Consider the following 25,409-nt stretch of genomic DNA (forward strand, 5'->3'; position numbering starts at 1 on the left):
GGCTCTTAAGAAGAAATTGCTTTATTATAACGACAAAATGGAAACAGCTAAGCAATTGAAAAAATTTATTTGGCTGTGTTGCCGCTTATCGGCAACTTACTCCTCTTCACCGTCCGACTAAGAAATCATAATTAATTGACCTAAGATGCAGATCCGTTATTTTCTGGCCTTGAGCCTGCTTCCCCAATTAGTCTTAGCAGACGAAACCGAAACTGTAGCCGCATCGAGCTCACAGTGTGTCGTTGTACCACCAGTGAAGCCATACGTTCCACTCTACGAGATGAATACTCCTGCTGATCTACAGCGGATCTATATCAGCTCCGACCGAACTGCGGCGCAGATGGGCAAACAAGCAACTTTTAATGGCGATGTAAACTTCAGTCAAGGTGGGCGTAATATTGCCGCCGATGAAGCGATTCTAGATCAAAAGTCTGAAGAGCTGCATGCCAATGGTAACTTAGTCTTTCAAGACGAGATGTTTACCGTAACAGCCGACTCTCTCGTCGCTAAAATGCGTAGTAATAGCGCAACCCTAAACGGGGCGCAATACTGGCTGCATGGACAACAAATCCACGGTGATGCAGAAAGGCTAGAGATCACTAAAGAAAATAACCTGCTGCTATCAGGCACTAATTTCACAACCTGCCCAGGTGAAGATCCTGACTGGCTGCTTGAAGCCGATCGTATCAAGATCGATAGTACCGAGGAGTGGGGTGAGATTTGGGACGCCAAGATTAAGATTGGTGGAGTACCCGTTATGTATGTTCCTTACATGACGATTCCGGTATCTGACAAGCGAAAATCAGGCTTCTTATTTCCATCATTTAGCACCAGCACCACCAATGGTGTAGAGGTTGCAACACCTTATTATTGGAATATTTCTCCTGAATATGATTTAACCTTCACCCCTAACTATATGTCGGCACGAGGCTTATTCACTAAGACCGAGTTTAGATATTTAGCTGGTGAAAAACAGCAGGGTCAATTAAACCTTGAATACCTTGCCGATGACGACAAACTAGTTAATAGCCCAGATAGATATCTTTATCACTGGGAACATAGCGGCGCGATCAATAAAAACTGGCGCGTGTTAGCTAACTATACCGATGTCTCGGATAACAACTACTTTAATGACTTAAGCTCTGACGTTCAGCGCGCGACCGATAACCAACTTACCCGCGTTGGTGAAATCAGTTATTTTGAACAAAACTGGGATTTCAGCGCCCGTGTACAAGATATTAAAGTGCTTGGCGAGGAAGAAAAGCCCTACCAAGTGATGCCGCAGTTTACGTTTAACTATCGCGCCCCTAGTTACTGGCACGGTCTAGACTTTAACCTTTACAGTGAAGCAACAAACTTCGAGCATCAAGACAGCGAATACTCGACAGCGACTCGCGTTCATTTAGAGCCAAGCATTTCTTATCCGATCCACGGACCAGCAGGCTCATTGACCAGTGAAGTAAAACTACTGCAGACCAACTATTGGCAAGATGATGAATCGAACCTATCTGATTCTGAACTTGCTGAACATGTAAACCGTACTCTGCCACAGGTGCGTATTCATGGTCAGGTCAATTTTGAACGCTTTACCGATTATTTTGACGTCAACTATCGTCAAACTCTTGAACCACAGTTTCAATATCTGTATGTGGGCTATGAGGACCAATCTGACATAGGTATTTACGATACAGCCCTGTTGCAAGAAGACTACAACGGTCTATTTAGAGACCGTCGTTTCTCGGGCCTTGACCGCATAGCCGATGCCAATCAGTTCACTTTAGGTTTAACGACTAAGCTATTTAACGAACAAAACCAAGAAGTGTTTAAGTTCAGCTTAGGCCAGATTATCTATTTGCAAGACAGTCGCGTTGGTATTAATGATATCAATGGCAGTAACGATACATTTGTACAGGAAAACACTTCTAATTCTGCGATTGCAGCAGAATTAACAACCCAACTCTATTCTGATTGGTTCTTAAGTGGCTCGATTCAATATGATGCTAAAGAGAGCGAAAACAAGAAGAGTGAAGTGACTGTTGACTATCGCCCTGGCACCAATAAACTTTTGCAAGCTAGCTACCGTTACGTGCCGGATCTGCTAAATACCAACACCAACGAATCGGTAGATATTAAGCAAGTAGGCTTCCGTGGAGCTTGGCCGATTAATGACAGTTTATATTTAGTGGGTAACTGGTATTACGATTTGAATGAAAGCCGCGCGGTAGAAACCTATACAGGTTTTCAATATGAATCATGTTGCTGGGCTGTACGTTTGAGTTATCATTACCGCATTAAGACCAATTATATTGACGAAGATAACCCGGTACAGGATACTCGTGAGCTATTTGAGAGCGGGATCTACCTAAACTTTGTTCTAAAAGGACTCGGCGGATCAGGCCCATTAGGTGTGTCAGATATGTTGGATGATGGTCTATTTAATTACCGTAAACCACTTTATTTGAAGAATTAGCAAATAAATAACTTATAAAAATGCTGAACCTAGCTGACGACATGCAGTCAAAGCAGGACTAAAGAATCATTAACCGGGTATGTAAATACCGTGAATGACACTCAATAAATGCCAAGGATTTTAGTGGATGAAACGCTGTAACAAATTGATTTTTGCACTGTTAACATTGGCGATGAGCCAAACGATTCAAGCTGCGCCAGAGCCACTAGATCGTGTCACTGTGCAAATAAATGAAGGGATCATTCTAGAGAGTGAAGTCGCGGGCATGGTTAAGACCATCAAGGCGAATGCTGCCAATGCCGGTCAGAAATTGCCATCAGATACCGCACTGCGCACTCAGGTTATTGAGCGTCTTATTTTAACCCGTCTGCAGCTACAGATGGCAGATAGAATTGGTCTGCACATCGGTGACTTACAGTTAGATCAAACAATCGAAAATATTGCTAAAGAGCAAAAAATTAGCGTTGCGCAAATGAAAGCGCAAATTGAGAGTGAAGGTACAACATTCGCTCAATACCGTGAACAACTACGCGAAGAGATCACCCTAGGTGAAATCCAACGCATCCAGGTTCAACGTCGTATTCAAGTATCGCCACAAGAAATTAATAACCTTGTTAAGCTCATCAACGAGCAAGGACTGAAGGAAGTTGAGTTCCAAATTGGTCATATCCTGATTGACGTACCAAGCGACGCTAACAGCCAACAACTTGATGCGGCGAGCAAAAGATCCGCGACCGTGATGAAACGTCTTAAAGATGGCGATGATTTTAGAAGCATCGCGATTGCTGCATCTTCAGGTCCTAAGGCGCTTGAGGGCGGGATCTGGGACTATATGAACATCAATGAAATGCCAACTTTATTCGCTGAAGTGGTTGGAGATGCGAAAACCGGTGATATCATAGGCCCAATTAAGAGTGCATCAGGCTTCCATATCATTAAAATTATGGACGCTCGCGGCCTACAGACTAAAGAAGTGCAAGAGGTCAAATCTCGCCATATTCTACTTAAGCCGTCACCTATTCTTTCAGAAGAACGTGCTAAGAGCATGATGGATAGATTCCTCGCTCAAGTTAAATCTGGCGAAGCCAAGTTTGAAGATTTAGCCCGCCAATATTCTGAAGATCCTGGTTCTGCGGCTAAAGGCGGAGAATTAGGCTGGGCTGACCCGAATATCTATGTACCAGCATTTGCGCAAGAGCTAAATAGCCTAGCAATTGGCGAGTACAGTGAGCCATTCCGTTCGACTCATGGTTGGCATATTGTTCAGTTAGAAGAAAAACGTACAACCGACGCGACCGATAAATTTAATACGAATCGAGCACATCAGCTGATCTATCGTCGTAAATTTAATGAAGAGTTACAAAACTGGCTAGATGAAATGCGCGCTGAAGCATTTATCGATATTTTCGAGCCAGAAACGAACCGAGGTTAATACTATTGTCGACTAAACGTATAGCCATCACGCCGGGCGAACCGGCGGGTGTTGGCCCAGATTTAGTGATACAACTAGCTCAGCAGGCTTGGCCTGCTGAGCTAGTCGTTTGTGCTGATCCAGAATTATTACAGTCTCGTGCCAAGAAGCTGGGCCTGTCTATTCAGTTGCGTCCGTATCAACCAAATCAGCCACCTAAGGCGCAAGAGGCTGGTACGCTAACAATCGTACCTTTTGCCCTAGAGACTGATTCGGTATGCGGTCAGTTAAATGAAATTAATAGCGCCTATGTTGTCGATACATTAAGATTCGCCGGCGAAAAAAACATGATTGGCGAATTCGATGCAGTAGTTACTGGTCCTGTTCATAAAGGGATTATTAACCAAGCAGGTATTCCGTTTAGCGGTCACACCGAGTATTTTGCCAATCAAGCAAACTGCCAAGATGTAGTAATGATGCTGGCAGCTCCTGGTTTGCAGGTTGCGCTAGTCACAACCCACATCCCATTGGCATACGTTGCAAAAGCCATTACCCGCGATCGTTTGCATCAAATCGTCAAGATTTTACATAAAGACTTAGTCGAGAAATTCGCGATTGAGTCACCTCGTATCTATGTATGTGGCTTAAACCCTCATGCTGGCGAGGACGGTCATTTAGGCAGAGAAGAGATAGATGTCATCATCCCTGCACTGAATGAGCTTAGAGAACTCAACATGGATATTGTTGGCCCACTGCCAGCCGATACCTTGTTCCAACCTAAATACTTAGAAGATGCTGACGTCGTACTTGCTATGTACCACGACCAGGGGCTTCCAGTACTAAAATCTAGAGGATTTGGCAGTTCAGTCAATATCACTCTAGGATTACCCTATATAAGAACCTCGGTCGACCATGGTACGGCCTTAGAGCTTGCAGGCACTGGCACTGCAGATATCGGCAGTTTTGTCTGCGCATTAAATAAAGCCATTGATTTGGCTGCAAAGAATTAGTGATAAAAGTTACCTCATGAGCAATAAAGTACATTTAGGCCACACGGCCAGAAAACGTTTTGGACAAAACTTCTTAACCGACGAGAATGTGATTAATCGCATTGTTGGTGCTATTTCACCGGATAACGATCATGTCATGGTCGAAATTGGTCCGGGTCTAGCCGCGCTAACAGAGCCAGTAGCAAGCGGGATCGACAAGCTAATCGTTGTCGAACTCGATAAAGATCTGGTTGAGCGTCTAAAAGAGCATCCAGTGCTTAAAGACAAACTTGAGATCCATCAAGGTGACGCGCTTAAATTTGACTTCAATCAATTAGTGCGTGAAGACAAGCAGATGAAGGTGTTTGGTAACCTGCCATACAACATCTCTACACCGCTAATGTTCCACCTATTTGAGTTTGCTCAGCATATTGAAAACATGCACTTTATGCTGCAAAAAGAGGTCGTTTTACGTCTTTCGGCTTCTCCAGGTACTAAAGCTTATGGTCGTCTAACGGTTATGGCTCAGTACCATTGCCAAGTTATGCCAGTACTAGAAGTTCCACCTGGATGCTTTACTCCGCCACCAAAAGTGGACTCAGCGGTTGTACGCCTAGTGCCGTACAAAGTTAAGCCATGGCCATGTAAAGATGTAGACTTATTAAGAAACTTGACCACTACGGCATTCAACATGCGCCGTAAAACGCTGAGAAATAACCTTAAACAACTATTGTCTGATGAAGACTTTGCTGAGTTGGGTATCGACGCGACATTGAGACCAGAGCAGATCCGTGTTGAGCAGTATGTGGCGATGGCTAACCACGTATTTGACAAGAAGTAATCTTATTAACCAAATAAGATACTGACAAATAAAGGGCATTAACTGCCCTTTTTTTATACCTTTTTTATAGATAATTGCCTATTAATTCAGATACTCTCCATTTAATACCAATTAGTATAAAGATTTGGTCGCTCAGCGAGAGTTTAGCGGCTCTGAGACAAGGCAACGAGTGCAGAGCATAGTTATTCTACGTTTAAGCTTGTTAACGTAGTATCAGAGCCACTAAAACTCGCCATTCTGGAGCGTTTTTGGCTGCCTACTTCTGCGTTGAATAACTTTACAAGGGAGCAACCATTCTTTCAGTTATTCGTCTTGAATTAGTTTGCCAAAAACGCTCTGAGTAGATCAACTTCTTATACTGATTGGTATAAGCTAGTCGTAAGTAAATCAACTTCACCTATTAGGGGGTTCTATGAGTCAATTAGCAGCGTCTGTCAGTGTCGATGTACAAACAGCCTATATTGAAATCCAATCCTCGCCAGACGAAGATAAGTATCTGTTTAGTTATACCATTACTATCTACAACCTTAGCAATGAAGATGTCACCCTAAAAAGGCGTTATTGGTGTATCACTGACGCAGATGGCCGAAAAAGCGAAGTGCATGGCGCTGGTGTGGTGGGTGAAACACCAACAATTAAACCTAATGGCAGTTACGAATATACCAGTGGTACAGTGCTTGAAACACCACTTGGTGTGATGGAAGGCAGTTACACTATGGTCGATAGCGACGGCAATGAATTTGAAGCACCTATCTCCGCCTTTCGTTTATCAATTCCGGGCTTGCTTCACTAAAATACATCTAGGTAAAAATGGCAAATTATTTTGTAGGCGATATACAAGGCTGTTTCGATGAGTTAATGCTACTTCTCGATAAGGTCGACTTTAATCCATCCACTGACTGCTTATGGGCAGTAGGAGATCTCGTTGCCAGGGGGCCAGGCTCTCTGGAAACACTGCGTTTCTTTAAGTCGCTAGCTAACTCAGCACGAGTCGTTTTAGGCAATCATGATCTTCACTTACTCGCCATTCATGGCAAGTTAAAGCGCGCTAATCCAAAAGATCATTTAGCCGCTTTGCTAGCAGCAGAAGATATAAACAATATTATCGACTGGCTAAGGCTGCAGCCTCTTTATCAAGAATGCCCAGAACATCAACTCATTATGACCCATGCAGGCGTACCACCAAATTGGGATCTTGCCACTCTACGTACCGAAGCTGATCGCGTCAGCGAGATCCTTAAATCAGAGAGGTACCTGCAGGACTTAGTCAGCGAAATGTACACTAATTCAGTCGATGAATACCACTCGTCTCTGTCACCACTTAAAAAGCAGATCTATTGTATCAACGCCTTAACGCGCATGCGTTATCTAAAACAAGATGGCCGCTTAGATTTCGACTGCAAGTCTCCTATTCAAAACTGTAACCATACAGAGCTCACCCCCTGGTTTGAGCTAGAGTCCAAACTACCGGCTGATTACACTCTAATATTTGGTCATTGGGCCGCCATTATGGGACAAACGAATCACCCTAACCGCTTAGCCTTAGATACGGGCTGCTGTTGGGGCGAACATATGACCCTATGGCACTTAGAGTCGAAGCAGAAAATCACTCAAGAGAAATAAAAGACGTTAAAAGAAGTTAAAAAAGAGTTAAACTATTGCAACATTTGGCCGATAGACTACTTAAGGCGCTTGTCTGTTCGGCCCTGAGATTTGGAAAAAATAATAATAAAATGGAGCTCCTATGAAGTTAAATGTAGCCACCAGGGTAATAGCTGGATTTACGGTCGTCACCATACTACTGCTCGTTCTAGGAGCTGCTTCTTGGTTAACCAATAACCAACTCAAGAGCAGTACTCAAGTTCTGCAAGACCTAAGCCTACCCGCGCTAGAATCAAGTGGAATACTTTCACAGACACTTTCCGAGCAGGAAAAGCTGATTTTAGTGGCCTATCACAGCCAAGATAACAGTGAACTTGCTGAAATTGACTCTCAATATTCAACCACTAATCAGACATTTAATAGAGAACTGACCAAACTAAGCGCATTGGTGAGTAACAACACTGAACTTAATAATGTTATTCAAACTCTCAAATCGCATTACACACAGTTTAATAAAATCAGCAATGAGATGATTGCCAGTCGCGAAACCGAACTCGTGACAACTAAGAAGATTGCCAGTCAATATGAGGATATCGAAATAGCGGTCGATGATAGCGCCTCACTTTTGCTTGATTTGATCGATCTGGAGATGAGCGAAGATGTGGTCGACCAAGAGGTCGCTGCCAACGCAAGCAACCTAGAGCTCAGCTTTAGTAGTATAGCGAGTACCAGTTTTGACCTTATCGGCAGCACAGATATTGCTAAATTCAGCACCATATCAAAAGAACTCGACTATATCGTTAGTGACACAAAGAGTAAGCTCGATTACGTCAGCAACCACTGGGATGGCGTAGTGGATGCGAAACTCATTGAAGAGATTAATACCGAAGCAGCAAAAGTCTTTAGTATGGTTCAAAGCAAAAATTCATTAATTGCATTAAAACGACAAGAGATTGAACTCCAAAGTCGCGCAGCGGTTTTACTTACAAACGTTGAGCAAACTGCAGGTAGCGTCAATGAACAGATGAAGGTGTTGACGACTAAAATAGAAACTATCTCTCGCGAGATCAGCAGCGACGCCATTGACAACATAGATAGCGCGAGTATGCGTACAATCGTGCTGATGTTACTGGCCATTCTAGTTGCTATCGTTGTCAGTATCGCGGTAGTACGCCCACTCACTCGCTCGCTCGATAAAGTTAACCATGCCTTAAATGTGCTGGCATCGGGTGATTTAACCCATAAGTTAGATGACTCCGGCCATGATGAGTTTGCCAAGTTATCGGCGAACTGTAATAAACTGGTCGATAGTTTACGTAGCCTAATTCAAGGGATTTTAGATCGCTCAGATCAACTCGCCGCTGCAGCTGAAGAGACTTCAGCAATTACAGCCCAGACCACTGTGAGTATTCAGGAGCAAAAGAACCAAGTCGATCAAGTTGCTACCGCTACGACAGAGCTGAGCTCTAGCGCACAGCAGGTCAATGCTAGCGCCGATGAAGCTCTAAGCCAGATTAAGGCTGCCGATGATGAAAGCCAACATATGCGCCTTATTGCTAACGAAAATAAGCGCACGATTCTTGCCCTAGCCGATGAAGTCGCTAAGGCCAGCGTCGTCATTAACAAAGTACACGCTGATAGCGCCTCTATCGGCTCTATTCTCGATGTCATTCGAGGTATTGCAGAACAGACTAATCTACTTGCTCTTAATGCCGCTATCGAAGCTGCACGAGCAGGAGAGCAAGGCCGAGGCTTTGCAGTTGTTGCCGATGAAGTTCGTAGCCTTGCCTCAAGAACTCAAGATTCTACCCAAGAGATCCAGCAGATGATCGAAGTCTTGCAGCAAGGAACCCAAGAAGCTGTATCAGTAATGGACCTAGGACGTACTCAGGCTAGCTCTTGTGTTGAGAAAACTGAACAGGCAAGTAATGCGCTAGAGAGTATTAGCGATGCTGTACATCGCGCTCATGACTCTGGAACCCATATTGCTCATGCCGCTCAAGAGCAGAATCTAGTGAGTCAGCAGGTATCCGAAAAACTTGAGCATATAGCAGCAATTTCTGAAGAAACCTCTACAGGCGCAGACCAAACGGCTCAATCTAGCCATCAGGTCGCCCAACTAGCCGAAGAGCTACAAGCCTCGGTTAAAGAGTTTAAGGTTTAAAGTTGACTCACTAGCAGCTAACTAGTTTATTAGCAGGTAAAAAAATTAAAAATGGCACTAGAGATAGTGCCATTTTTGTATCTTTACAAATCATAGACAAAAAAATACTGGGACAAGCCCAGTATTTCTAGCATAACTTCATCGATATTAGCTTAACCGCCAGCAATACGCTCTTTAATTGCAGCGGTAATATCACTGCCACCATGACCATTACTCTCAGCCCATGCAACAATAGTTTGCCCATCAGCTTCTGCATTACCGAGCTCCGACGCTGGAAGTCGCTTAGCCACGAATGTACCTACCTTGCTTGAACCACTTTTTAAAGCCGTTCTTAATAGGCTATCACCACTACAAGAAACACCTTTGTAGATATTGCGCAGCTTGACACGGCTCTCTTTGAGCTTTTTACGCAAGCGATTTTTATCATCGGTCTGCACATAGTTACAGATGTTTGCAGCCAATTGATCTTGATTAGCTAACGCAGTAGATGAAACAGAAATTGAAGATGCCACGATTAGTGTAGCGATGCTCAAAGGCAATAAGCGCATCGGTCACTCCTTATTTTTAGTTTTTATTTATAGAAAAGTAGCGCTATCGAGTAGCCTGCTTATCGTTTTAGGGGATACTAAACAAACCCCTTGAATTTAACATTTTTTCACCAAGTTGATAAAGCTGTATTCAAGATCTTTATCATTTTTCGCAACATCTCGAGAAACTTCTTGCCAACTACCATCATCCCAATCAGGGAAATAGGTGTCACCCTCGACAGTTAGATTGATTTCAGTAAGATAAAGAATATCAGCCTGAGAAAGTAACATCTCATACAACTGACCACCGCCCATCACAACCAACTCATCACAATCGCCAGCTGCTACCTTAGCTTCCTCGAAGCTGCTAACCCTTGTTACGCCATCAATAACCAAATCTTGTTGACGACTGATCACGATATTATGACGACCTGGCAAAGGGCGACCAATTGACTCATAGGTCTTTCTGCCCATAACTACAGGCTTACCTAAGGTCATAGCTTTGAAGTGTCGTAAATCTTCAGGGAGGTGCCATGGCATTTGATTATCTTTACCAATAACGCGGTTATTTGCCATCGCGGCAATCATAGCTATTTTCATGATACTTCCCTTTTTATAGGTCTAATGTGCAGCCTAATATGACACAAGTGTCCCCTAGGCTTAATAAACTTAAATTATTTAATGACAGGACGAGAGCGGAAATAGAGCAGACTCGGCATGGCTAACCCCACCGAAAGCGCACCAAGAATAAATACGGTTTTAAGACCATTGCTAACCACCTGATAAATCAGTTCAGGACTCATATCTGGCTGGGCGGTCAATTGCACTAAACCAATAACAGTATTAAAGGCGTAAGTGCCTGGGATCATAGGAATGATTGCCGCAACGGCATACATCAAAGGCGGGGCTAGGTGTTTTTTTGCAAAGGCTATAGTGACGATACCCACTAACGCCGCCGCTAAGAAAGTCGCCCATTCAATTGGCAAACCAAAGCTAAGCCACATGGTGCGGCTACCATGCCCCATCGCTGCAGCCAGAGCACAATAAGGCAAGAACCGGCGCGGAACATTAAACACCATAGCAAAACCAATGGCTGGAATAGCTGAAAAAATGGCATCATTGAGCATGGTTAAGATAAGCGTCAACATTAGAATAGACCACCTATCTGCATCGCTATAGTTATGCCTATCACTGAAGCTACCGTTAACAAAGTGGCATGTCCCCAGCGAGAGATCCCCACGTTTAGATGACCTTTTACCATATCTGAGATGGCATTAATCATCGGGAAACCAGGAACTAGCATCAATACACTAGCCGCCATTGGCAGTTTAGGCGTTTCAGTTAACTCAAACTGATAACCGGTTTGTGCGATTAGGGTAGTCACAAAGGCGGTGATGCTAAAATTAAGCAATAAATTAAAATGGCGTTTAGCGATAGATAAGCGCACAAACATACCAACTGCAGAAGCTAAAAAGGTAATCAAACAAGCGACTAAGTCACCACCAAACAGATGGCAAAAGCTTGCACAAGACAGGCCTATCATGGGCACAACAAATTTAGCAGGGTAAGTTTTGGGTTGAATGCGGCCAACACGCTTGCGTACTTCCGATAGGCCATAGATACCTTTTTCGGTCAGTAAGCAGATGCGTTGTAATTCACAGATCACGGCCATATTGATACCGTGTTCGCGAATACGTCGTGTCGTTGTAATGCAGCGACCGACAGAAAGACTGGTTAAAACTAGGGAGTTGGATGAGATGGATATCTCAACACTTTCTAAACCTAAGGCGTGGCCTAAGCGCTGAGTGATCTCTTCTACGAGATCAGATTCAGCGCCATAGGCTAAAAGAAGTTGAGCAACCCTAACGACTTGACGAGTAATGTCATTTTGCGTTGTAGCGTACACCTTTACTCAACTTCCTTTTGTGCAAATAATTATCTTTGGTAGATAATTTCTACATCGTAATCATCTTCGTCGAAGTCGTCATCGAAATCGTCGTCAAAATCTTCATTAATTGAATCATTTGCATTCTGATGATAGTTGTCCCACTTAAACTCAACTTCAGCATCAGCATCAACTTCTTCTTCAGGAGGAAGTGAATCGATAAAGTCTAATAATTTAAGTGCTAACTCAGCTGTACCTTCGCGGTTATAAGCTGAAATAGTGTAAACGTCACCATCCCACTCAAGCTCTTTAACGATATGGTCGATTCGCTCTTGCAGCTCTTCTTCCAGCATCAAATCAGCTTTATTGATTACTAACCAACGTGGCTTACCAGCAAGCTTTGGAGAGTGTTTCTCAAGCTCACCAACGATAGCACGAGCAGACTCTACCGGATCGCTACCATCAATAGGCTCAACGTCTAAGATGTGTAACAACACACGGCAACGTTCTAAATGCTTTAGGAACTGTACACCCAGACCTGCACCATCAGCAGCGCCTTCGATAAGTCCTGGAATATCCGCAATTACAAAGCTCTGGCCAGGGCGAGGGTTAACCACACCTAGGTTAGGAACTAAAGTCGTAAATGGATAATCTGCAACCTTTGGCTTAGCCTTCGATACAGAGCGAATGAAGGTTGATTTACCCGCATTCGGCATACCAAGTAGACCCACATCGGCTAACAGTAGCAACTCTAACTTCAAGCTACGCACTTCACCGTCAGTACCTAAGGTTTTCTGTCTTGGCGCACGGTTAGTACTACTCTTGAAACGAGTATTACCTAAACCGTGAAAACCACCTTTAGCTACAAGTAGCTTTTGACCATGTGTGGTTAAATCACCTAGAGCTTCTTCGGTATCGTTGTCGATAGCGCGAGTACCAACTGGCACTTTAAGGATCAAGTCTTCACCGCCGTGACCTGTACAGTCACGTCCACGACCATTTTTACCACGCTCGGCAATATGGAAGCGTTCAAACTGGTAAGTGATCAGGGTATTAAGGTTTTCATCGGCTTGTAGATAAACACTACCACCGTCGCCACCATCACCACCGTCAGGACCACCATCCGGAACATATTTTTCGCGTCTAAAGCTAACGCAACCACTGCCACCATTTCCGGCTTCTACACGGATAATAGCTTCATCGACAAACTTCATACCAACTCCTGGCACCACAGAATGAAAGAATTATACTCTTAACGATTCTAGTCGCCAAAACACAATTTACTTAATTTTGAAAAAACAAAGCCCCACCAATGGCGGGGCTTATATTAATTATTAGCTTAAGCTAAAAATTAATCTTCGATGCTGATGAACTTACGGTTCTGAGGACCTTTAACTTCAAACTTCACTTTACCATCGGTAAGTGCGAATAAAGTGTGGTCACGACCGATACCAACATTAACACCAGCGTGGAACTTAGTACCACGTTGACGAACGATGATGTTACCAGCTAGAACTGATTCACCGCCGAAGCGCTTTACACCAAGACGTTTACTTTCTGAATCGCGGCCGTTACGAGTAGAACCGCCAGCTTTTTTATGTGCCATGAGTTATTCTCCTAATTAAGCGTTGATAGCTGTAATTTTAACTTCGGTGAACCACTGACGGTGGCCCATTTTCTTATCGTGGTGCTTACGACGACGGAACTTAACAATAGTTACCTTGTCTGCACGGCCGTGGCTGATAACTTCAGCAACAACCTTGCCACCTTCAACTAAAGGTGCACCTACGTGTACAGTTTCACCATCAGCAACCAATAGAACTTGGTCAAACTCGATAGTTTCGCCTGTAGCGACTTCTAATTTCTCTAAACGAACTGTATGGCCGGCTTCAACGCGATGTTGCTTGCCGCCACTTTGAAAAACAGCGTACATAGCTATTTTACTCCGATATTCTAACACGCCGCTCAAAACATATATGTTTGATGCAGGGGTGCTATAAAAGCTTTAATGACAATGGTCGCGGAGTTTACGCTAAGAACAGGCTGCTGACAAGCCTTAATTAACTTAGAATAAAAAAAGACCCAAATAACTCTCACAATCATCTACAACTACTGTCTTGTACCGTAAATTTAGGTAGAATCCAATTATTATAACATTAAGCCTTAATTGAGCTGCTATGTTACTCCGCAGCCAACAAGAACTAGAGCCTACTTATGGATTTAAACGCCATTCGTCAATTGACTGATAGCGATATGCAAGCTGTCAATCAACTGATCTATAAACAACTAGAGTCAGATGTTGCCCTAATTAATCAACTTGGGTTCTACATTATTAACGGTGGCGGTAAACGCTTGCGACCTCTGCTATCTATTCTAGCAGCTCGCGCCATAGACTATAAAGGTGATTCTCACCTTAAATTGGCCGCCATTATTGAATTCATTCATACAGCATCACTTTTACACGATGATGTCGTTGATGAATCGACATTACGTCGTGGAAGAAAAACTGCTAATGCACTTTTCGGAAATAGTGCCAGTGTATTAGTGGGTGACTTCCTTTATACACGTTCATTCCAAATGATGACCGAACTGAAGTGTCTAGATGTATTAGAAATCCTTGCTGATGCGACCAACGTGCTTGCAGAAGGTGAAGTCCTACAATTAATGAATTGTAACGACCCTGACACCACAGAAGACAGCTATATGCGTGTTATCTATTGTAAGACTGCCAAGCTATTTGAAGCCGCGACACGCCTTGCAGGCCTACTTGCAGACAGCCCTATTGAAGTGCAAACGGCATTGGCTGACTACGGTAAGTTTTTAGGTACCGCGTTCCAGCTAACCGATGACCTGCTTGATTACACTGCTGAAACTGAAGAGTTAGGTAAGAATATTGGTGACGACTTAGCCGAAGGTAAGCCAACGCTGCCGCTTATATTTGCCATGGCGAACGGCAACGACACTGAGAAAGCACTTATCCGTGAGGCTATCGAGAAAGGTGACGGTACAGAACATATCGACGTCATCCTTGCCGCACTTAAAAACTGTGGCGCGTTAGAGTACACAGAGCAGCGTGCAATTGAAGAGTCAGAAAAGGCCATTGCAGCCTTATCTATTATTCCTGATTCTGATTATAAGACTGCGCTGATCTCTCTAGCTAAAATTGCGACTCAGCGAAGCAATTAATCGATAAGTCTACATCGCGAAAACAAAAAAGGGAGCCTAGTGGCTCCCTTTTTAATTGTGACTAATTAAATTAGCCACAATTAAACTTGATTACTTAACGAAATCAATACCTAGCTGAATATCAGCCTGAAGTGTATCTAGCATCGCATCACGTGCATTAGCTTCAAACGCACTGACTTCACCATAAGCGAGCACTTCTTCGACGCCGTTTTTACCTAGTACAACAGGTTGAGCGAAGAATTCTGCATGCTCACTGCCACCATCGACATAAGCACACTCAACAACATTTGCTTCACCTTGAAGGCCACGAACTAATGATAGACCGAAACGGCATGCCGCTTGCCCCATAGAAAGTGTCGCACTGCCGCCACCGGCTTTAGCTTCAACAACCTCAGTACCTGCGTTTTGGATACGGGTAGTCAATGCAGCAACTTCTTCATCTGTAAAGCTTACGCCTTCAACTTGTGAAAGCAGAGGTAGAATAGTCACACCGCTATGGCCGCCAATAACAGGCACCTTAACATCAGCAACATTCAAACCTTTTGCTTCAGCAACAAAGGTTTCAGAGCGGATAACATCCAGAGTCGTCACACCGAATAAACGGTTCTTGTCGTAAACACCAGCATTTTTCAATACTTCAGCTGCAATCGCCACCGTCGTATTTACTGGGTTAGTGATAATACCGATTAATGCTTTAGGGCAAGTCGCGGCGCACTTTTCAACTAGGTTACGCACGATACCTGCGTTGATGTTAAATAGATCTGAACGATCCATACCCGGTTTACGAGCTACACCCGCAGAGATAAGAACCACATCAGCACCTTCAAGTGCAGCAGTAGGATCTTCACCTGCGAAACCTTTAACTTCAACCGCTGTCGGGATGTGGCTTAGGTCAACCGCTACACCAGGTGTTACTGGAGCGATATCATAAAGCGACAATTTCGAACCCGCAGGTAATTGAGTTTTTAACAATAGGGCAAGCGCCTGGCCAATACCACCAGCAGCACCAAGTACAGCAACTTTCATAATTATCTCCGTTAATTCTCGGATTTTGTGATTTAGATCCATCTTCCCAATGCCGCAACAGTACTGGATTCACATAAAGAATTCAATTATCCCTTAGTCGTGTTCCATATAATCTAGAACGCTAATGTAAAATTAAAAGCGACTAAAGTGAGTGAACATCATGCTTACAGAGCATTTGGTGATGTAAATCAGCAAATGAGAAATTAGAATAATCATTCTAACTTAAGTTACTTCTTAAGCCTAAGTGGATTTATTAATGAATTTTTATTCAACAAAACGAATACTAATTGACAAAAATCGCGAAAATAATCATCATGGAGCAGATTTTTTTGAATAAAGAATAATAATATATGCAAGCTAGTAGAAGCTCAGATGATTTAGTTAAGACTTTCAAATCTATTTTAAAAGAGGAACGATTTGGTTCACAAAGTGAAATAGTTAACGCCCTACAAGCTGAGGGCTTTAGCAATATCAACCAATCTAAAGTCTCACGCATGCTAAGCAAATTCGGCGCGGTTAGAACCCGTAATGCTAAGCAAGAGATGGTTTACTGCCTTCCAGCTGAACTTGGCGTGCCTACAGCGGGTAGCCCACTGAAAAATCTTGTACTGGATGTTGACCATAACCAGTCTATGATTGTCGTCAGAACGAGTCCTGGTGCTGCGCAGTTAATCGCTCGCCTACTTGATTCAATAGGTAAGCCTGAAGGTATTTTAGGTACCATTGCTGGTGATGATACGATTTTCATCTGCCCATCGAGCATTCATAGTATTGAAGATACGCTCGAAACGGTTAAGTCATTATTTAATTACGCTGACTAAACTCGAGCTTTAAACATTGTCTTAAACGACGAACTCTCTGCAGTTAAAATGCTGTACCTCTAAGGCTACGGCATTTTTTGTCTTTTTTCTCCGCCTAGATATACGACTCCCCTTTATCATGTGCTCTCCCAAGCTATCACTCTGCTTAACGCTTCCTGTATGAAACAGTATGTTTTATACGATATATTGAATGACATCTTCTCTCTTCGACAATAATCGTTATAATCCTAAACGACAGTACTGTTAGTCGAGGGGATAATAAATATGAGTAATATAATAAATATCAATGATCTATGCTGGGAACCTTGGCAGCATGAAGATAAGTATGCCAGCGAGCAAAAACACTTAGGTGACGCGGCAGGCGGCGAAAAAATCGGTGTGACCATGGAACGCTTAGCGCCAGGTAAGTCTTCTGCAGTATCGCATTACCACACTAAAGAAGAAGAGCACATCTATGCAATGCATGGAGAAGCAACACTCTATATCGACGATGTGCCTCACACCTTTAGCCAAGGAGAGTACGTCTGCTTCAACGCCGATACAGGCATATCTCACAAACTCGTCAATAATAGCGAGCAAGACTTTGTGTTTCTTGTCGTCGGAAACCGAGACATTCACGATGTGGTGGTGTACCCAGAGACCAATAAGGTACTGGTAAAGTCTGTTAACGAAGTTTACGCTCGACGTACGACTAACTATTGGGACAAAGACGAAGCTGATAGCGAGTAAACTTATCTATCACTCCCAATAAAAAACGCACCTTAATGTGCGTTTTTTTATTGTTCAAATTAATGAAGCTATTATTCGTTAACAGAAATCATAAAATCTAGAGAAGGTGCAAAGAATGAAGAGCCAGTTAGCGCTTGAGTGAAATGCAGTAAATGATCGTGATTCCCCTCATTGTCACCGTGTACCATGCTCTGTAACATTTTCTCGAAATGCACTGAGTTACGACAAGTTGAGATAAACATCAAACCTTGCTCTTTTACTGAGCCATAAGGCATGCTCTGCCTTAAGATCTCCATCGACTTACCTTCGCTATCTTTAAGGTTTACACGCTTAATGTGGCTGGTTAATGGCTTATCTGCTGAGGCATACTCAATATTATCAGCCTTAGTACGGCCCACTATATCTTCTTGCTTCTTGACAGGAAGTCGATTCCACTTGCTCAAGTTGTGAGCAAATTTTTGTACATGGATATAACTACCAGCTTTAAATCTTCCGTCTTCTTCTCCAACTAACGCTACTTCTTGTCTACTGCGGCCCTTAGGGTTTTCGGTACCATCGACAAAGCCCGTTAAATCACGAGAATCTAGGAACCTAAAGCCACGCTCCTCATCGACCAATTCAACTAAGTCTTCGAACATTTGGCAAACTTCATTAGCCACTAAATGCAAAATATCAAAACGATCACAGCGGAGTTGAACAAACAAATCATATTCGATAGCTGGTGCATCACGAGTACCTTTGTTCATTGCAGGGAAAGGTTTTAACTGCTCCGGTCTAGCGCTTGAGTATAAGGTGTCCCAGTAGTTCGCACCAACTGCTACAAAACCGTTAAATGCGCTATCAGAATATTGATCCGCAAGCTCATAGATGTATTGAGCAACATTAGCCACACAAGGACGCATGTCAGACTCGACACTCTCATTAGCATTAAACATTAAATAGACACTGTGCAAATTTCCTTCTGCACACACTCCAAGCTGTTCACGAGGCATAACCTGACTATCCATTATTATAAGTAACCCTTTTGCTGAATTTAATTTCGGCAACATTATGTACAACTTTAGTTATTAATATCATTAACTGATGCACAATAACTAGAATTAAAACAAAAATGTTGGTTGTCACGCAGGTTTAGCCTAAAGCTAACGGGATCGAGGTCTCAATAGTTAATCCTTAATTAAGCCTATTGGTATTCCCTGCCTAGCATCACTTAATAGCTACCAATATTGACGTCTTCCTAGCCCAGACGCTCCCCCTTTCACCTGTCGTTAAGTCTTAGCTTATACTGCTTAGCTAAAACTAAACTTAAGCGAAACTGTTATTTGCAGATGTGGTTCAAAACAGTACTAAATTGTGATTTTGGTAGACGATATCGACCCGCTGACCCGCTACAAGATCCAGATTAGTGCTATGAACCTCTAGCAAGCTTTGTGCGACTTTGACTTGATATTGGCAGATATTACCTAAAAAGCGGCGCCCAAAAACCTCTCCCGCGCCATCAGTTGCGCAGGTCAAATGTAAATCTTGCGGCCGTAACAAAAGCTCCACCTCCGCACCAACACTTAAGTTTAACTTATTATTACTGACTATAGGACCAATCGAAGTCTCAACCTCGTGAGTATCAACTACCTTTGCTTTCAGGTAATTCGCCATACCCAGAAAGTCTGCCACATATTTATCTGATGGCTGTGAATATAGCTTTTCAGCCTCTCCAAATTGCACTATTCGTCCTTCATTGAATAATGCTAACTTATCTGCAAAAACAAAGGCTTCATCTTTACTGTGGGTAACAAATACAGCGCTGACATTATGCTGCTTCAAAATATCTCTGATCTCTAGCATCATCTCTCGGCGAACCTTGGCATCGATATTAGAGAAAGGCTCATCTAATAACAGCACTTCAGGCTCATAGGCTAGCGCCCTAGCAATAGAGACTCTCTGCTGCTGTCCACCAGAAAGCTCATGAGGATAACGCTTAGCTAAACCTTCAAGTTTTACTAACGAGAGCATCTCTTCTAAACGCGCTTTCCTCTGCGCTTTATCGCGGGTTACCACGCCAAAAAGAATATTGTCAGCAACGGTTAAATGAGGGAACAGTGCATAATCTTGAAAAATCATCCCCACACCGCGCTGCTCACTGGCAACAAAACAGCCATCATCCGCCACGACTCTATCGTTTATGGTGATACAGCCATGACTAATTGCCTGCAAACCTGCTATCGCTCTTAGTAAAGTGGTTTTGCCGCAACCGCTAGGGCCTAAAAGGGCGACTATCTCCCCCTTTTCAACAGTGAGATCTAGCCCCTTGAGCACCTCTTGTCCTTGATAATCACTAAACACTTGCTTAACTTGTAACGTCGCCATATTAGTTATCTTGCTCCAAGGAACGGTTAAGGTAGATGAGTGGAACTAAGCCTACGAGTACAATTACGATGGCGGCTAACGCACCGTGTTCGAGCTGTTCATCCGACACAAATTGAAATACATAAGTCGCCAGGTTCTCAAAGCCTATAGGCCTTAAGAGCAGCGCTGCAGGCAGCTCCTTCATACACTCAATAAACACCAGCAATAGTCCGGCAAAGATACCTTTTCTGAGAAGAGGTATATGTACAGACTTTAATAGGCCCAATGGTTTAAGCCCCATGGTGATCCCCGCCATATCCAGCGATGGTGAAATACGTTTATAACTGTTCTCAATACTGCCTATCGCAATGGCTGCAAAGCGTATCGTAAAAGCACAAACAATAATAAAGCTACTGCCGGTTAAGATCAGTCCAGGGCCCTGAAAACCAAAGTATTCAACCAGATCGTTAATAGCAAAATCGAGCTGAGTAAAAGGCACTAAGATACCGATGGCTAAAACTGTGCCGGGTAATGCATAACCTGTTGAGGCCAATCTCGAAGGAAGTATATCTGCGCGCCTTGGGCTAATGCGGCGAATAAACATCAGCACAATACCAATAGCTACACAGATGACACTGACTAGCATCGAGATCCATAAGCTATTAAAACTGTATTCAAAAAACTCTTCATTCCAACTCTCGGCAAAATAACCATAGGCGTATTGCAGCAAGATAATAAAAGGCAGCAAGAATGCCAGAGTCAAAAGAGCACCACAGTAGCTAGTTGCCGCAAAAGCCTTCAAACCAGACAGCGGATAAATATCTAGCTCGCCAGTTGTCGACTGCTTTTGAAATAATTTTTGCTTGCGCCTTGCGAATCGCTCAAACCCCACCATGGCAAAAATGACCAATAGCATAATGGTAGAAAGCTTTGCCGCTGCCGTTAAGCTGCCGTATTCAAACCAAGTATCGTAAACCGCCGTGGTCAATGTTGGCACAGCAAAGTAACTGACTGTCGCAAAATCCGCTGCTGTTTCCATTGCCACCAAGGCTGCGCCTACAGCTAATGCCGGCCTCGCCATAGGCAGGCTCAAGCGCCAAAAACTTTTCCATGGGCCACAGCCCATCACGCGCGTAGCCTGGCTCAGACTCGCCGATTGCTCCATAAAAGCGGTACGGGCTAACAGATAGATATAAGGGAACAGCACCAGCGCTAACATGATTGACGCACCGCCTAATGAGCGCACCTCTGGGAAGAAATAATCTTGAGGAGTCTGCCAACCAAAAAAAGTGCGTAGTGCTCCCTGTATAGGACCTGCATAATCAAACAGATCCGTATAAACATATGCAACCACGTATGCCGGCATAGCTAATGGTAATAACAGTGCCCACTGAAAGATTTGACGTCCTGGAAACTGGCACTTAGCCACCAACCATGCAGCAGGAATAGCAATGAATAGTGAGCCAACGACAACCCAAAGCATCAACCATAGACTGTTACTGATATAGGTGGGTAAAACCGTGTTAAATAGATGGCCAAATACTGCTTCATCGGGCAACAACGACTGAGCTATTAACGCAATAAGTGGCATGATAACCAGTAATGCTAGAGTATAACCAGCGACAGACCAGCCCTTGGCTAAGCCTAAAACCATAATGTTAACTACCTAAAAATAAAACATCCGTGTACTTGGATAAAAACAAGAAAACCTATCTAAACGATAGGTTAACTGAAATATTGCCAGGCTGAGCTAAACCATTAACTTCAAACCGCTCCTTCTAGTCTAGCTTGAATAGGTTAGCTCAACCTTAAGTCGTGACCAGCCTTTAACTAAAGGTCAAACTTCACTTCATCAAGTAACTTAATTGCTGCGCCATGGTATTCAGCTAACTTATAGATAGGTAAGTCATCCGCTTTAAACGTTCCCCAAGAAGCGACTAACTCAGAAGGCTGCACATCAGCTTTAACTGGGTATTCAAAATTCACCTCAGCATATGCTTGCTGCGCTTGATTACCAGATAAATACTCCATTAACTGCAGAGCTACCGCTTGATTTTTAGAGTGTTTTGCCAGAGCCATACCCGATACGTTGATATGCGAGCCACGATTATCTTGGTTAGGGAAGTTAATCTCTATCGCGTCCGCCCACTGCTTCTGATCTGGGTTTTGTAACATCTTACCTAAGTAATAGCTGTTACCGATTGCTAAATCACATAAGCCTTCGCTTACCGCTTTCACCTGTGCTCTATCATTGCCCTGTGGTTTTCTGGCTAAGTTTGCCTTCCAACCTTCAAGCCATGTTTTAGTATCTTGCTCGCCATGGTGGGCAATCATAGAAGCCACTAGAGAAACGTTGTATGGATGTTTACCGCTACGAGTGCAGATCTTGCCCTTGTATTTAGGGTCAGCTAAATCTTCGTAGTTGATATCAAGTTTCCCAAGACGATCTTTAGAAGAATAAATATTGCGAACTCGCATCGTTAGCGCATACCACTCATCATCTGGTGAGCGATATTTTGCAGGGATATTTTGTTTGAGAATGTCACTACTAGCGGGAACGACTAAATCTTTTTCAACTAACTCCATCAAACGATAAAAGTCAGACGTTAATACGATATCGGCTTTAGACAATCGCCCCTCACGCACCATACGCTCGGCAATCCCCTTCTTAGAGAAAACGACATCAACTTTCACACCCGTCTCTTTAGTAAAGTTCTCTAAGATAGGATCGATCAAAAAGGCTTGTCGGTAGGAATAAACCGTTAGTCTATCAGCAGCATTGGCTATAGATGCAAAACAAGTCAGTCCTATCACTGCTAGACTCTTTACCATTTTCATTACTCTTCTCCCTTAAACAAGTGTCCGAATCACTCGATGTAACTGATAATAATTCTCAATTGCAGCAAGAGTAATAAAAACTCACATAAACAGCAAGCATTTGTCACAGATTTAACCCAAAATAGACAAGCCAGCAAACATAAGCAAACGCTTAACTTACATGGAGTTAGCGAATATTTGCTTGTTCCGCCCACAGTGGAAAAATCTAAGTCTAAGCTTATCAATCATTAATCTACTTAAAACCGAGTAAATCCGGACAAGATAGAGCGACTACCCAGCATTTACAATAATGGAAAACTAGCAGCTATATCATTTTTCCAATACCGTTTATAGATACAGTTTATCGATACCGTTTACCAATAACGCTCAACGGTAATCTGCCCTGGAGCACGGCGAAGATTTTTCATCAATCCCCTATCTTGTAATACCTGCTGTGACTGCGTAATCATCTCAGGATTACCACAAATCATGACTTGTGAGATTTCAGGACTAAGCGTTAAGCCGACTTTAGCTTCCAGTTCCCCAGAGATAATGGCATCGGGGATGCGACTAGATAGTGCGCCAATATGCTCTTCACGCGTCACCGATAGCACCAGTGTAAACTGCAGCGGGTAGCTTTTTTCATACTGTTTAAGCTGCTCGAGATAAGCTAAGTCTGCAACTTTACGTACGCCATACACCAAGACCACTTTTTCATAGCTCAACCAAGGCTCACTGGTATCCATCATAGAGATGAAGGGACCAACTGCCGTGCCAGTGGCTAAAAACCATAGGTGTTTACCTTTATGTTGTTCTTTAGGTAATTCATCTAAGGTCATAAAGCCTGACGCTTTAGTAGCAACATCAATAACGTCACCAACACTGAGCTCTTGTAGGTTTGGCGATAACAGCCCCTCTTCGACCGCTACAGCTAACACCTCGATATAGTCACTTCCCGGTGGGTTAACTAAAGAGTAAGCCCGGCCAACCCGTTTATCATCCACAACCTGGCTGAGTTTAATAAACTGCCCAGCAGTAAAGTCTCCAATATCGACCTTAATCTTTAGCGAGAATAACTTCTCGTTCCAGTCACGCTTCTCTATGACCCGACCTTCAATCCACATAGCACCTCCTAAAACAGCTGACCGAACCAGAATAATTAAACCTGCATTAGCTTTTATTTCATATTCAGAAAGAATAGTCTAGCCAATAGACAAGCTATCGTTAACGGAGTGTGCAGATGAGATTACAGCTAAAATCAATCACAACCTCAATGCTTGGGCTGCTATTATTTTCTATCAGTCTGGCCAGTGTAGCTCAGTCAACTGACTCCTCCCTCAGTGAGCCTAAGAGCGCCTCACAAGCCAAGACTGTAGTATTAGTTCGTCATGCTGAAAAAATTGCTGATGGCAGTCGTAACCCAATGTTGACTCAAGCGGGACACCAAAGAGCACTAGCCTTGAAGGAAGCGCTGCAGCCTCTAGAATTATCTCAACTTATTGCGTCTAACTATCAAAGAACTCAAATGACTTTAGATCCCATTGCTAGCCAAAGATCGCTTCCGGTGATCATTGCCGACACTCAGTTTGGAGTAGCGGCGCATGTAGCCTCAGTGGTCACTTTAGTCAAGCAAACTTCGGGGAACAGCCTGATTGCCGGACACTCTAACACTGTCCCGCTTATCATTAAGGCGCTAGGAGGGCCAAGTCTGCCAACAATTGATGAGGCTCAATATGGGACTCTATATCAACTCTCTATTACTGAATTAGGGGACGTAAGCCTGAGCCAAAGCCACTTTGGCAAGTAAACATATATAAGTCTTAATTAAATCTGAATTAAAATGCGAATAAAACGAAAAACTATTTAGCAGGATGAGGTATAAAGCTTGGTATATTGCTCTTTAAATGCTTAAATACGGGCTTCGGGAAAGGGGATTACCGAACTTCTACACAAAATCAATTAGATGCAATAAGTAGCAGTGAGGAATATACGGTGAGTAAATCAAATACCTCTTCAAACAATAAGCCGCTATCGGCGAGCTGTAGCACTTGTCAGCGAATGACCAACATTGAAGGTGAGTTTATCTGCTTTAGAGAAGGTAAAATTATCGGATTGAAACCAACAAAAGAACCTTCTCTTCAACCTAAACTGATCTGCGATGGCTGGAAAATGGGTAAGCCTATTACTTGAATGATTAAAAGCCCAAGCAGCTAAAGCTTAATCGGCATAGCCTTGAGCGATAAGAAACTCTATTAATTAGGCGCTTAGCATGCCAGCATAATCTCTAGCCGAAAACTTCGGCTCATGTAATAGCCCTTGTAATGGATCAATAGGGCTGGCTTTCGCTAAGCCTAATCCTCGGGTCGTCACTCGCATACCGGCACATAATTCAAAATACACCACTTCAAGTTCATCATTTTCTAGCCCACGTTTTTTTAGTGTCGCCATAATCGCAAGCCAATCGGTATTAACTTTGCTGTCCTGCCCTTCAATGTGTACGAGTATAGGTATATTTTTCATTGTGACCTTCTCTGCATTAGCGTCCCGTTAAGTTGTGATTGATTATAGACACATGAAACTGAACCTATGCTGAACCCT

26 protein-coding genes are annotated in these 25,409 nt (G+C 43.3%); 12 read left to right on the forward strand and 14 right to left on the reverse strand.

The features are described from left to right. The first annotated feature begins 145 nt into the window (after positions 1–145). The 7 genes from lptD (at position 146) to K5Q73_RS08695 (ending at position 9,477) form a co-directional block, all read left to right on the forward strand. Positions 146–2,470 carry an LPS assembly protein LptD gene (lptD, locus tag K5Q73_RS08665; RefSeq protein WP_220761084.1) on the forward strand — a complete coding sequence of 775 codons (2,325 nt, stop codon included), beginning with the start codon at positions 146–148 and terminating at the stop codon, positions 2,468–2,470. Positions 2,471–2,597: 127 nt separating this feature from the next. Then, positions 2,598–3,902: a peptidylprolyl isomerase SurA gene (gene surA / locus K5Q73_RS08670; protein WP_220761082.1), complete on the forward strand. Its 1,305-nt coding sequence runs from the start codon at positions 2,598–2,600 to the stop codon at positions 3,900–3,902. Positions 3,903–3,907: 5 nt separating this feature from the next. Continuing rightward, on the forward strand, positions 3,908–4,891 hold the full coding sequence (pdxA, locus tag K5Q73_RS08675; protein WP_220761080.1) for a 4-hydroxythreonine-4-phosphate dehydrogenase PdxA: 984 nt from the start codon (positions 3,908–3,910) through the stop codon (positions 4,889–4,891). A 16-nt stretch (positions 4,892–4,907) separates the two neighbouring features. Next, on the forward strand, positions 4,908–5,711 hold the full coding sequence (gene rsmA, locus K5Q73_RS08680; RefSeq protein WP_220761078.1) for a 16S rRNA (adenine(1518)-N(6)/adenine(1519)-N(6))-dimethyltransferase RsmA: 804 nt from the start codon (positions 4,908–4,910) through the stop codon (positions 5,709–5,711). A gap of 412 nt (positions 5,712–6,123) precedes the next feature. Next, positions 6,124–6,504, forward strand: coding sequence for a Co2+/Mg2+ efflux protein ApaG (apaG, locus tag K5Q73_RS08685; RefSeq protein ID WP_220761076.1), 381 nt, complete (start codon positions 6,124–6,126; stop codon positions 6,502–6,504). A gap of 17 nt (positions 6,505–6,521) precedes the next feature. Further along, the gene (locus tag K5Q73_RS08690; protein ID WP_220766139.1) at positions 6,522–7,334 is read left to right on the forward strand and encodes a symmetrical bis(5'-nucleosyl)-tetraphosphatase; all 813 of its coding nucleotides are present in this window, start codon (positions 6,522–6,524) and stop codon (positions 7,332–7,334) included. A 121-nt stretch (positions 7,335–7,455) separates the two neighbouring features. Next, positions 7,456–9,477 carry a methyl-accepting chemotaxis protein gene (locus K5Q73_RS08695; protein ID WP_220761072.1) on the forward strand — a complete coding sequence of 674 codons (2,022 nt, stop codon included), beginning with the start codon at positions 7,456–7,458 and terminating at the stop codon, positions 9,475–9,477. A gap of 152 nt (positions 9,478–9,629) precedes the next feature. Here K5Q73_RS08695 and K5Q73_RS08700 read toward each other — a convergent pair whose 3' ends face one another. The 7 genes from K5Q73_RS08700 to rplU all read right to left on the reverse strand — a co-directional run bounded on the left by K5Q73_RS08700 (position 9,630) and on the right by rplU (position 13,822). After that, positions 9,630–10,025 (reverse strand): DUF3718 domain-containing protein, encoded by a 396-nt coding sequence (locus K5Q73_RS08700; protein ID WP_220761070.1) that lies wholly within the window; start codon positions 10,023–10,025, stop codon positions 9,630–9,632. Positions 10,026–10,121: 96 nt separating this feature from the next. Then, positions 10,122–10,604 (reverse strand): type 3 dihydrofolate reductase, encoded by a 483-nt coding sequence (folA, locus tag K5Q73_RS08705; protein ID WP_220761068.1) that lies wholly within the window; start codon positions 10,602–10,604, stop codon positions 10,122–10,124. 74 nt (positions 10,605–10,678) lie between these two features. Then, a complete protein-coding gene (locus K5Q73_RS08710) occupies positions 10,679–11,152 on the reverse strand; it encodes a threonine/serine exporter family protein (protein WP_220761066.1) in 474 nt (157 codons plus the stop codon). After that, complete coding sequence (locus K5Q73_RS08715; RefSeq protein ID WP_220761064.1) at positions 11,152–11,910, reverse strand: threonine/serine exporter family protein; 759 nt, start codon at positions 11,908–11,910, stop codon at positions 11,152–11,154. The genes K5Q73_RS08710 and K5Q73_RS08715 overlap by 1 nt, the downstream gene beginning before the upstream one ends. Before the next feature lie 29 nt (positions 11,911–11,939). Next, on the reverse strand, positions 11,940–13,103 hold the full coding sequence (gene cgtA / locus K5Q73_RS08720; protein WP_220761062.1) for an Obg family GTPase CgtA: 1,164 nt from the start codon (positions 13,101–13,103) through the stop codon (positions 11,940–11,942). Positions 13,104–13,240: 137 nt separating this feature from the next. Next, a complete protein-coding gene (gene rpmA, locus K5Q73_RS08725; RefSeq protein ID WP_012154114.1) occupies positions 13,241–13,495 on the reverse strand; it encodes a 50S ribosomal protein L27 in 255 nt (84 codons plus the stop codon). A 15-nt stretch (positions 13,496–13,510) separates the two neighbouring features. Then, complete coding sequence (gene rplU, locus K5Q73_RS08730) at positions 13,511–13,822, reverse strand: 50S ribosomal protein L21 (protein WP_012154113.1); 312 nt, start codon at positions 13,820–13,822, stop codon at positions 13,511–13,513. A 281-nt stretch (positions 13,823–14,103) separates the two neighbouring features. On the opposite strand from rplU, the gene ispB reads away from it, so the two are divergent. Then, positions 14,104–15,075 carry an octaprenyl diphosphate synthase gene (gene ispB / locus K5Q73_RS08735; RefSeq protein ID WP_220761060.1) on the forward strand — a complete coding sequence of 324 codons (972 nt, stop codon included), beginning with the start codon at positions 14,104–14,106 and terminating at the stop codon, positions 15,073–15,075. A 90-nt stretch (positions 15,076–15,165) separates the two neighbouring features. Here ispB and mdh read toward each other — a convergent pair whose 3' ends face one another. Next, positions 15,166–16,101 (reverse strand): malate dehydrogenase, encoded by a 936-nt coding sequence (gene mdh, locus K5Q73_RS08740; RefSeq protein ID WP_220761058.1) that lies wholly within the window; start codon positions 16,099–16,101, stop codon positions 15,166–15,168. 350 nt (positions 16,102–16,451) lie between these two features. Between mdh and argR the strand changes: the two genes are divergently transcribed. Both argR and K5Q73_RS08750 read left to right on the forward strand, forming a co-directional pair. Next, positions 16,452–16,922: a transcriptional regulator ArgR gene (argR, locus tag K5Q73_RS08745; RefSeq protein ID WP_220761056.1), complete on the forward strand. Its 471-nt coding sequence runs from the start codon at positions 16,452–16,454 to the stop codon at positions 16,920–16,922. 264 nt (positions 16,923–17,186) lie between these two features. Next, positions 17,187–17,651, forward strand: coding sequence for a cupin domain-containing protein (locus K5Q73_RS08750; RefSeq protein ID WP_259650746.1), 465 nt, complete (start codon positions 17,187–17,189; stop codon positions 17,649–17,651). Between the two features lie 71 nt (positions 17,652–17,722). Here K5Q73_RS08750 and K5Q73_RS08755 read toward each other — a convergent pair whose 3' ends face one another. The 5 genes from K5Q73_RS08755 to K5Q73_RS08775 form a co-directional block, all read right to left on the reverse strand. Further along, the gene (locus K5Q73_RS08755) at positions 17,723–18,658 is read right to left on the reverse strand and encodes a Dyp-type peroxidase (RefSeq protein ID WP_220761054.1); all 936 of its coding nucleotides are present in this window, start codon (positions 18,656–18,658) and stop codon (positions 17,723–17,725) included. A 328-nt stretch (positions 18,659–18,986) separates the two neighbouring features. After that, a complete protein-coding gene (locus tag K5Q73_RS08760) occupies positions 18,987–20,015 on the reverse strand; it encodes an ABC transporter ATP-binding protein (RefSeq protein WP_220761052.1) in 1,029 nt (342 codons plus the stop codon). Position 20,016: 1 nt separating this feature from the next. Continuing rightward, positions 20,017–21,648, reverse strand: coding sequence for an iron ABC transporter permease (locus K5Q73_RS08765; protein ID WP_220761050.1), 1,632 nt, complete (start codon positions 21,646–21,648; stop codon positions 20,017–20,019). Positions 21,649–21,824: 176 nt separating this feature from the next. Next, positions 21,825–22,832 carry a Fe(3+) ABC transporter substrate-binding protein gene (locus tag K5Q73_RS08770; protein ID WP_220761048.1) on the reverse strand — a complete coding sequence of 336 codons (1,008 nt, stop codon included), beginning with the start codon at positions 22,830–22,832 and terminating at the stop codon, positions 21,825–21,827. Between the two features lie 353 nt (positions 22,833–23,185). Further along, entirely contained in the window at positions 23,186–23,935 is a 750-nt protein-coding gene (locus tag K5Q73_RS08775) for a ferredoxin--NADP reductase (protein ID WP_220761046.1), read from the reverse strand. 116 nt (positions 23,936–24,051) lie between these two features. On the opposite strand from K5Q73_RS08775, the gene K5Q73_RS08780 reads away from it, so the two are divergent. Both K5Q73_RS08780 and K5Q73_RS08785 read left to right on the forward strand, forming a co-directional pair. After that, positions 24,052–24,618, forward strand: coding sequence for a phosphoglycerate mutase family protein (locus tag K5Q73_RS08780; RefSeq protein ID WP_220761044.1), 567 nt, complete (start codon positions 24,052–24,054; stop codon positions 24,616–24,618). 185 nt (positions 24,619–24,803) lie between these two features. Continuing rightward, positions 24,804–25,001 (forward strand): hypothetical protein, encoded by a 198-nt coding sequence (locus tag K5Q73_RS08785; RefSeq protein WP_220761042.1) that lies wholly within the window; start codon positions 24,804–24,806, stop codon positions 24,999–25,001. A gap of 66 nt (positions 25,002–25,067) precedes the next feature. Here the strand turns inward: K5Q73_RS08785 and K5Q73_RS08790 are convergent, their stop codons facing one another. Beyond that, positions 25,068–25,331, reverse strand: a complete 264-nt coding sequence (locus K5Q73_RS08790; protein ID WP_012154101.1) for a hypothetical protein — start codon at positions 25,329–25,331, stop codon at positions 25,068–25,070. Positions 25,332–25,409: the final 78 nt, after the last annotated feature.

This window comes from Shewanella sp. MBTL60-112-B2 (genome assembly GCF_019655055.1).
GTDB lineage: Bacteria > Pseudomonadota > Gammaproteobacteria > Enterobacterales > Shewanellaceae > Shewanella.

Excerpts from the sequence above, each read along its gene's own strand:
- lptD (WP_220761084.1), top strand. The coding sequence starts at position 146 with ATGCAGATCCGTTATTTTCTGGCCTTGAGCCTGCTTCCCCAATTAGTC.
- surA (WP_220761082.1), top strand. The coding sequence starts at position 2,598 with ATGAAACGCTGTAACAAATTGATTTTTGCACTGTTAACATTGGCGATG.
- rsmA (WP_220761078.1), top strand. The coding sequence starts at position 4,908 with ATGAGCAATAAAGTACATTTAGGCCACACGGCCAGAAAACGTTTTGGA.
- apaG (WP_220761076.1), top strand. The coding sequence starts at position 6,124 with ATGAGTCAATTAGCAGCGTCTGTCAGTGTCGATGTACAAACAGCCTAT.
- K5Q73_RS08690 (WP_220766139.1), top strand. The coding sequence starts at position 6,522 with ATGGCAAATTATTTTGTAGGCGATATACAAGGCTGTTTCGATGAGTTA.
- K5Q73_RS08695 (WP_220761072.1), top strand. The coding sequence starts at position 7,456 with ATGAAGTTAAATGTAGCCACCAGGGTAATAGCTGGATTTACGGTCGTC.
- K5Q73_RS08700 (WP_220761070.1), bottom strand. The coding sequence starts at position 10,025 with ATGCGCTTATTGCCTTTGAGCATCGCTACACTAATCGTGGCATCTTCA.
- folA (WP_220761068.1), bottom strand. The coding sequence starts at position 10,604 with ATGAAAATAGCTATGATTGCCGCGATGGCAAATAACCGCGTTATTGGT.
- K5Q73_RS08710 (WP_220761066.1), bottom strand. The coding sequence starts at position 11,152 with ATGTTGACGCTTATCTTAACCATGCTCAATGATGCCATTTTTTCAGCT.
- cgtA (WP_220761062.1), bottom strand. The coding sequence starts at position 13,103 with ATGAAGTTTGTCGATGAAGCTATTATCCGTGTAGAAGCCGGAAATGGT.
- rpmA (WP_012154114.1), bottom strand. The coding sequence starts at position 13,495 with ATGGCACATAAAAAAGCTGGCGGTTCTACTCGTAACGGCCGCGATTCA.
- rplU (WP_012154113.1), bottom strand. The coding sequence starts at position 13,822 with ATGTACGCTGTTTTTCAAAGTGGCGGCAAGCAACATCGCGTTGAAGCC.
- ispB (WP_220761060.1), top strand. The coding sequence starts at position 14,104 with ATGGATTTAAACGCCATTCGTCAATTGACTGATAGCGATATGCAAGCT.
- mdh (WP_220761058.1), bottom strand. The coding sequence starts at position 16,101 with ATGAAAGTTGCTGTACTTGGTGCTGCTGGTGGTATTGGCCAGGCGCTT.
- argR (WP_220761056.1), top strand. The coding sequence starts at position 16,452 with ATGCAAGCTAGTAGAAGCTCAGATGATTTAGTTAAGACTTTCAAATCT.
- K5Q73_RS08750 (WP_259650746.1), top strand. The coding sequence starts at position 17,187 with ATGAGTAATATAATAAATATCAATGATCTATGCTGGGAACCTTGGCAG.
- K5Q73_RS08755 (WP_220761054.1), bottom strand. The coding sequence starts at position 18,658 with ATGGATAGTCAGGTTATGCCTCGTGAACAGCTTGGAGTGTGTGCAGAA.
- K5Q73_RS08760 (WP_220761052.1), bottom strand. The coding sequence starts at position 20,015 with ATGGCGACGTTACAAGTTAAGCAAGTGTTTAGTGATTATCAAGGACAA.
- K5Q73_RS08765 (WP_220761050.1), bottom strand. The coding sequence starts at position 21,648 with ATGGTTTTAGGCTTAGCCAAGGGCTGGTCTGTCGCTGGTTATACTCTA.
- K5Q73_RS08770 (WP_220761048.1), bottom strand. The coding sequence starts at position 22,832 with ATGAAAATGGTAAAGAGTCTAGCAGTGATAGGACTGACTTGTTTTGCA.
- K5Q73_RS08775 (WP_220761046.1), bottom strand. The coding sequence starts at position 23,935 with ATGTGGATTGAAGGTCGGGTCATAGAGAAGCGTGACTGGAACGAGAAG.
- K5Q73_RS08780 (WP_220761044.1), top strand. The coding sequence starts at position 24,052 with ATGAGATTACAGCTAAAATCAATCACAACCTCAATGCTTGGGCTGCTA.
- K5Q73_RS08790 (WP_012154101.1), bottom strand. The coding sequence starts at position 25,331 with ATGAAAAATATACCTATACTCGTACACATTGAAGGGCAGGACAGCAAA.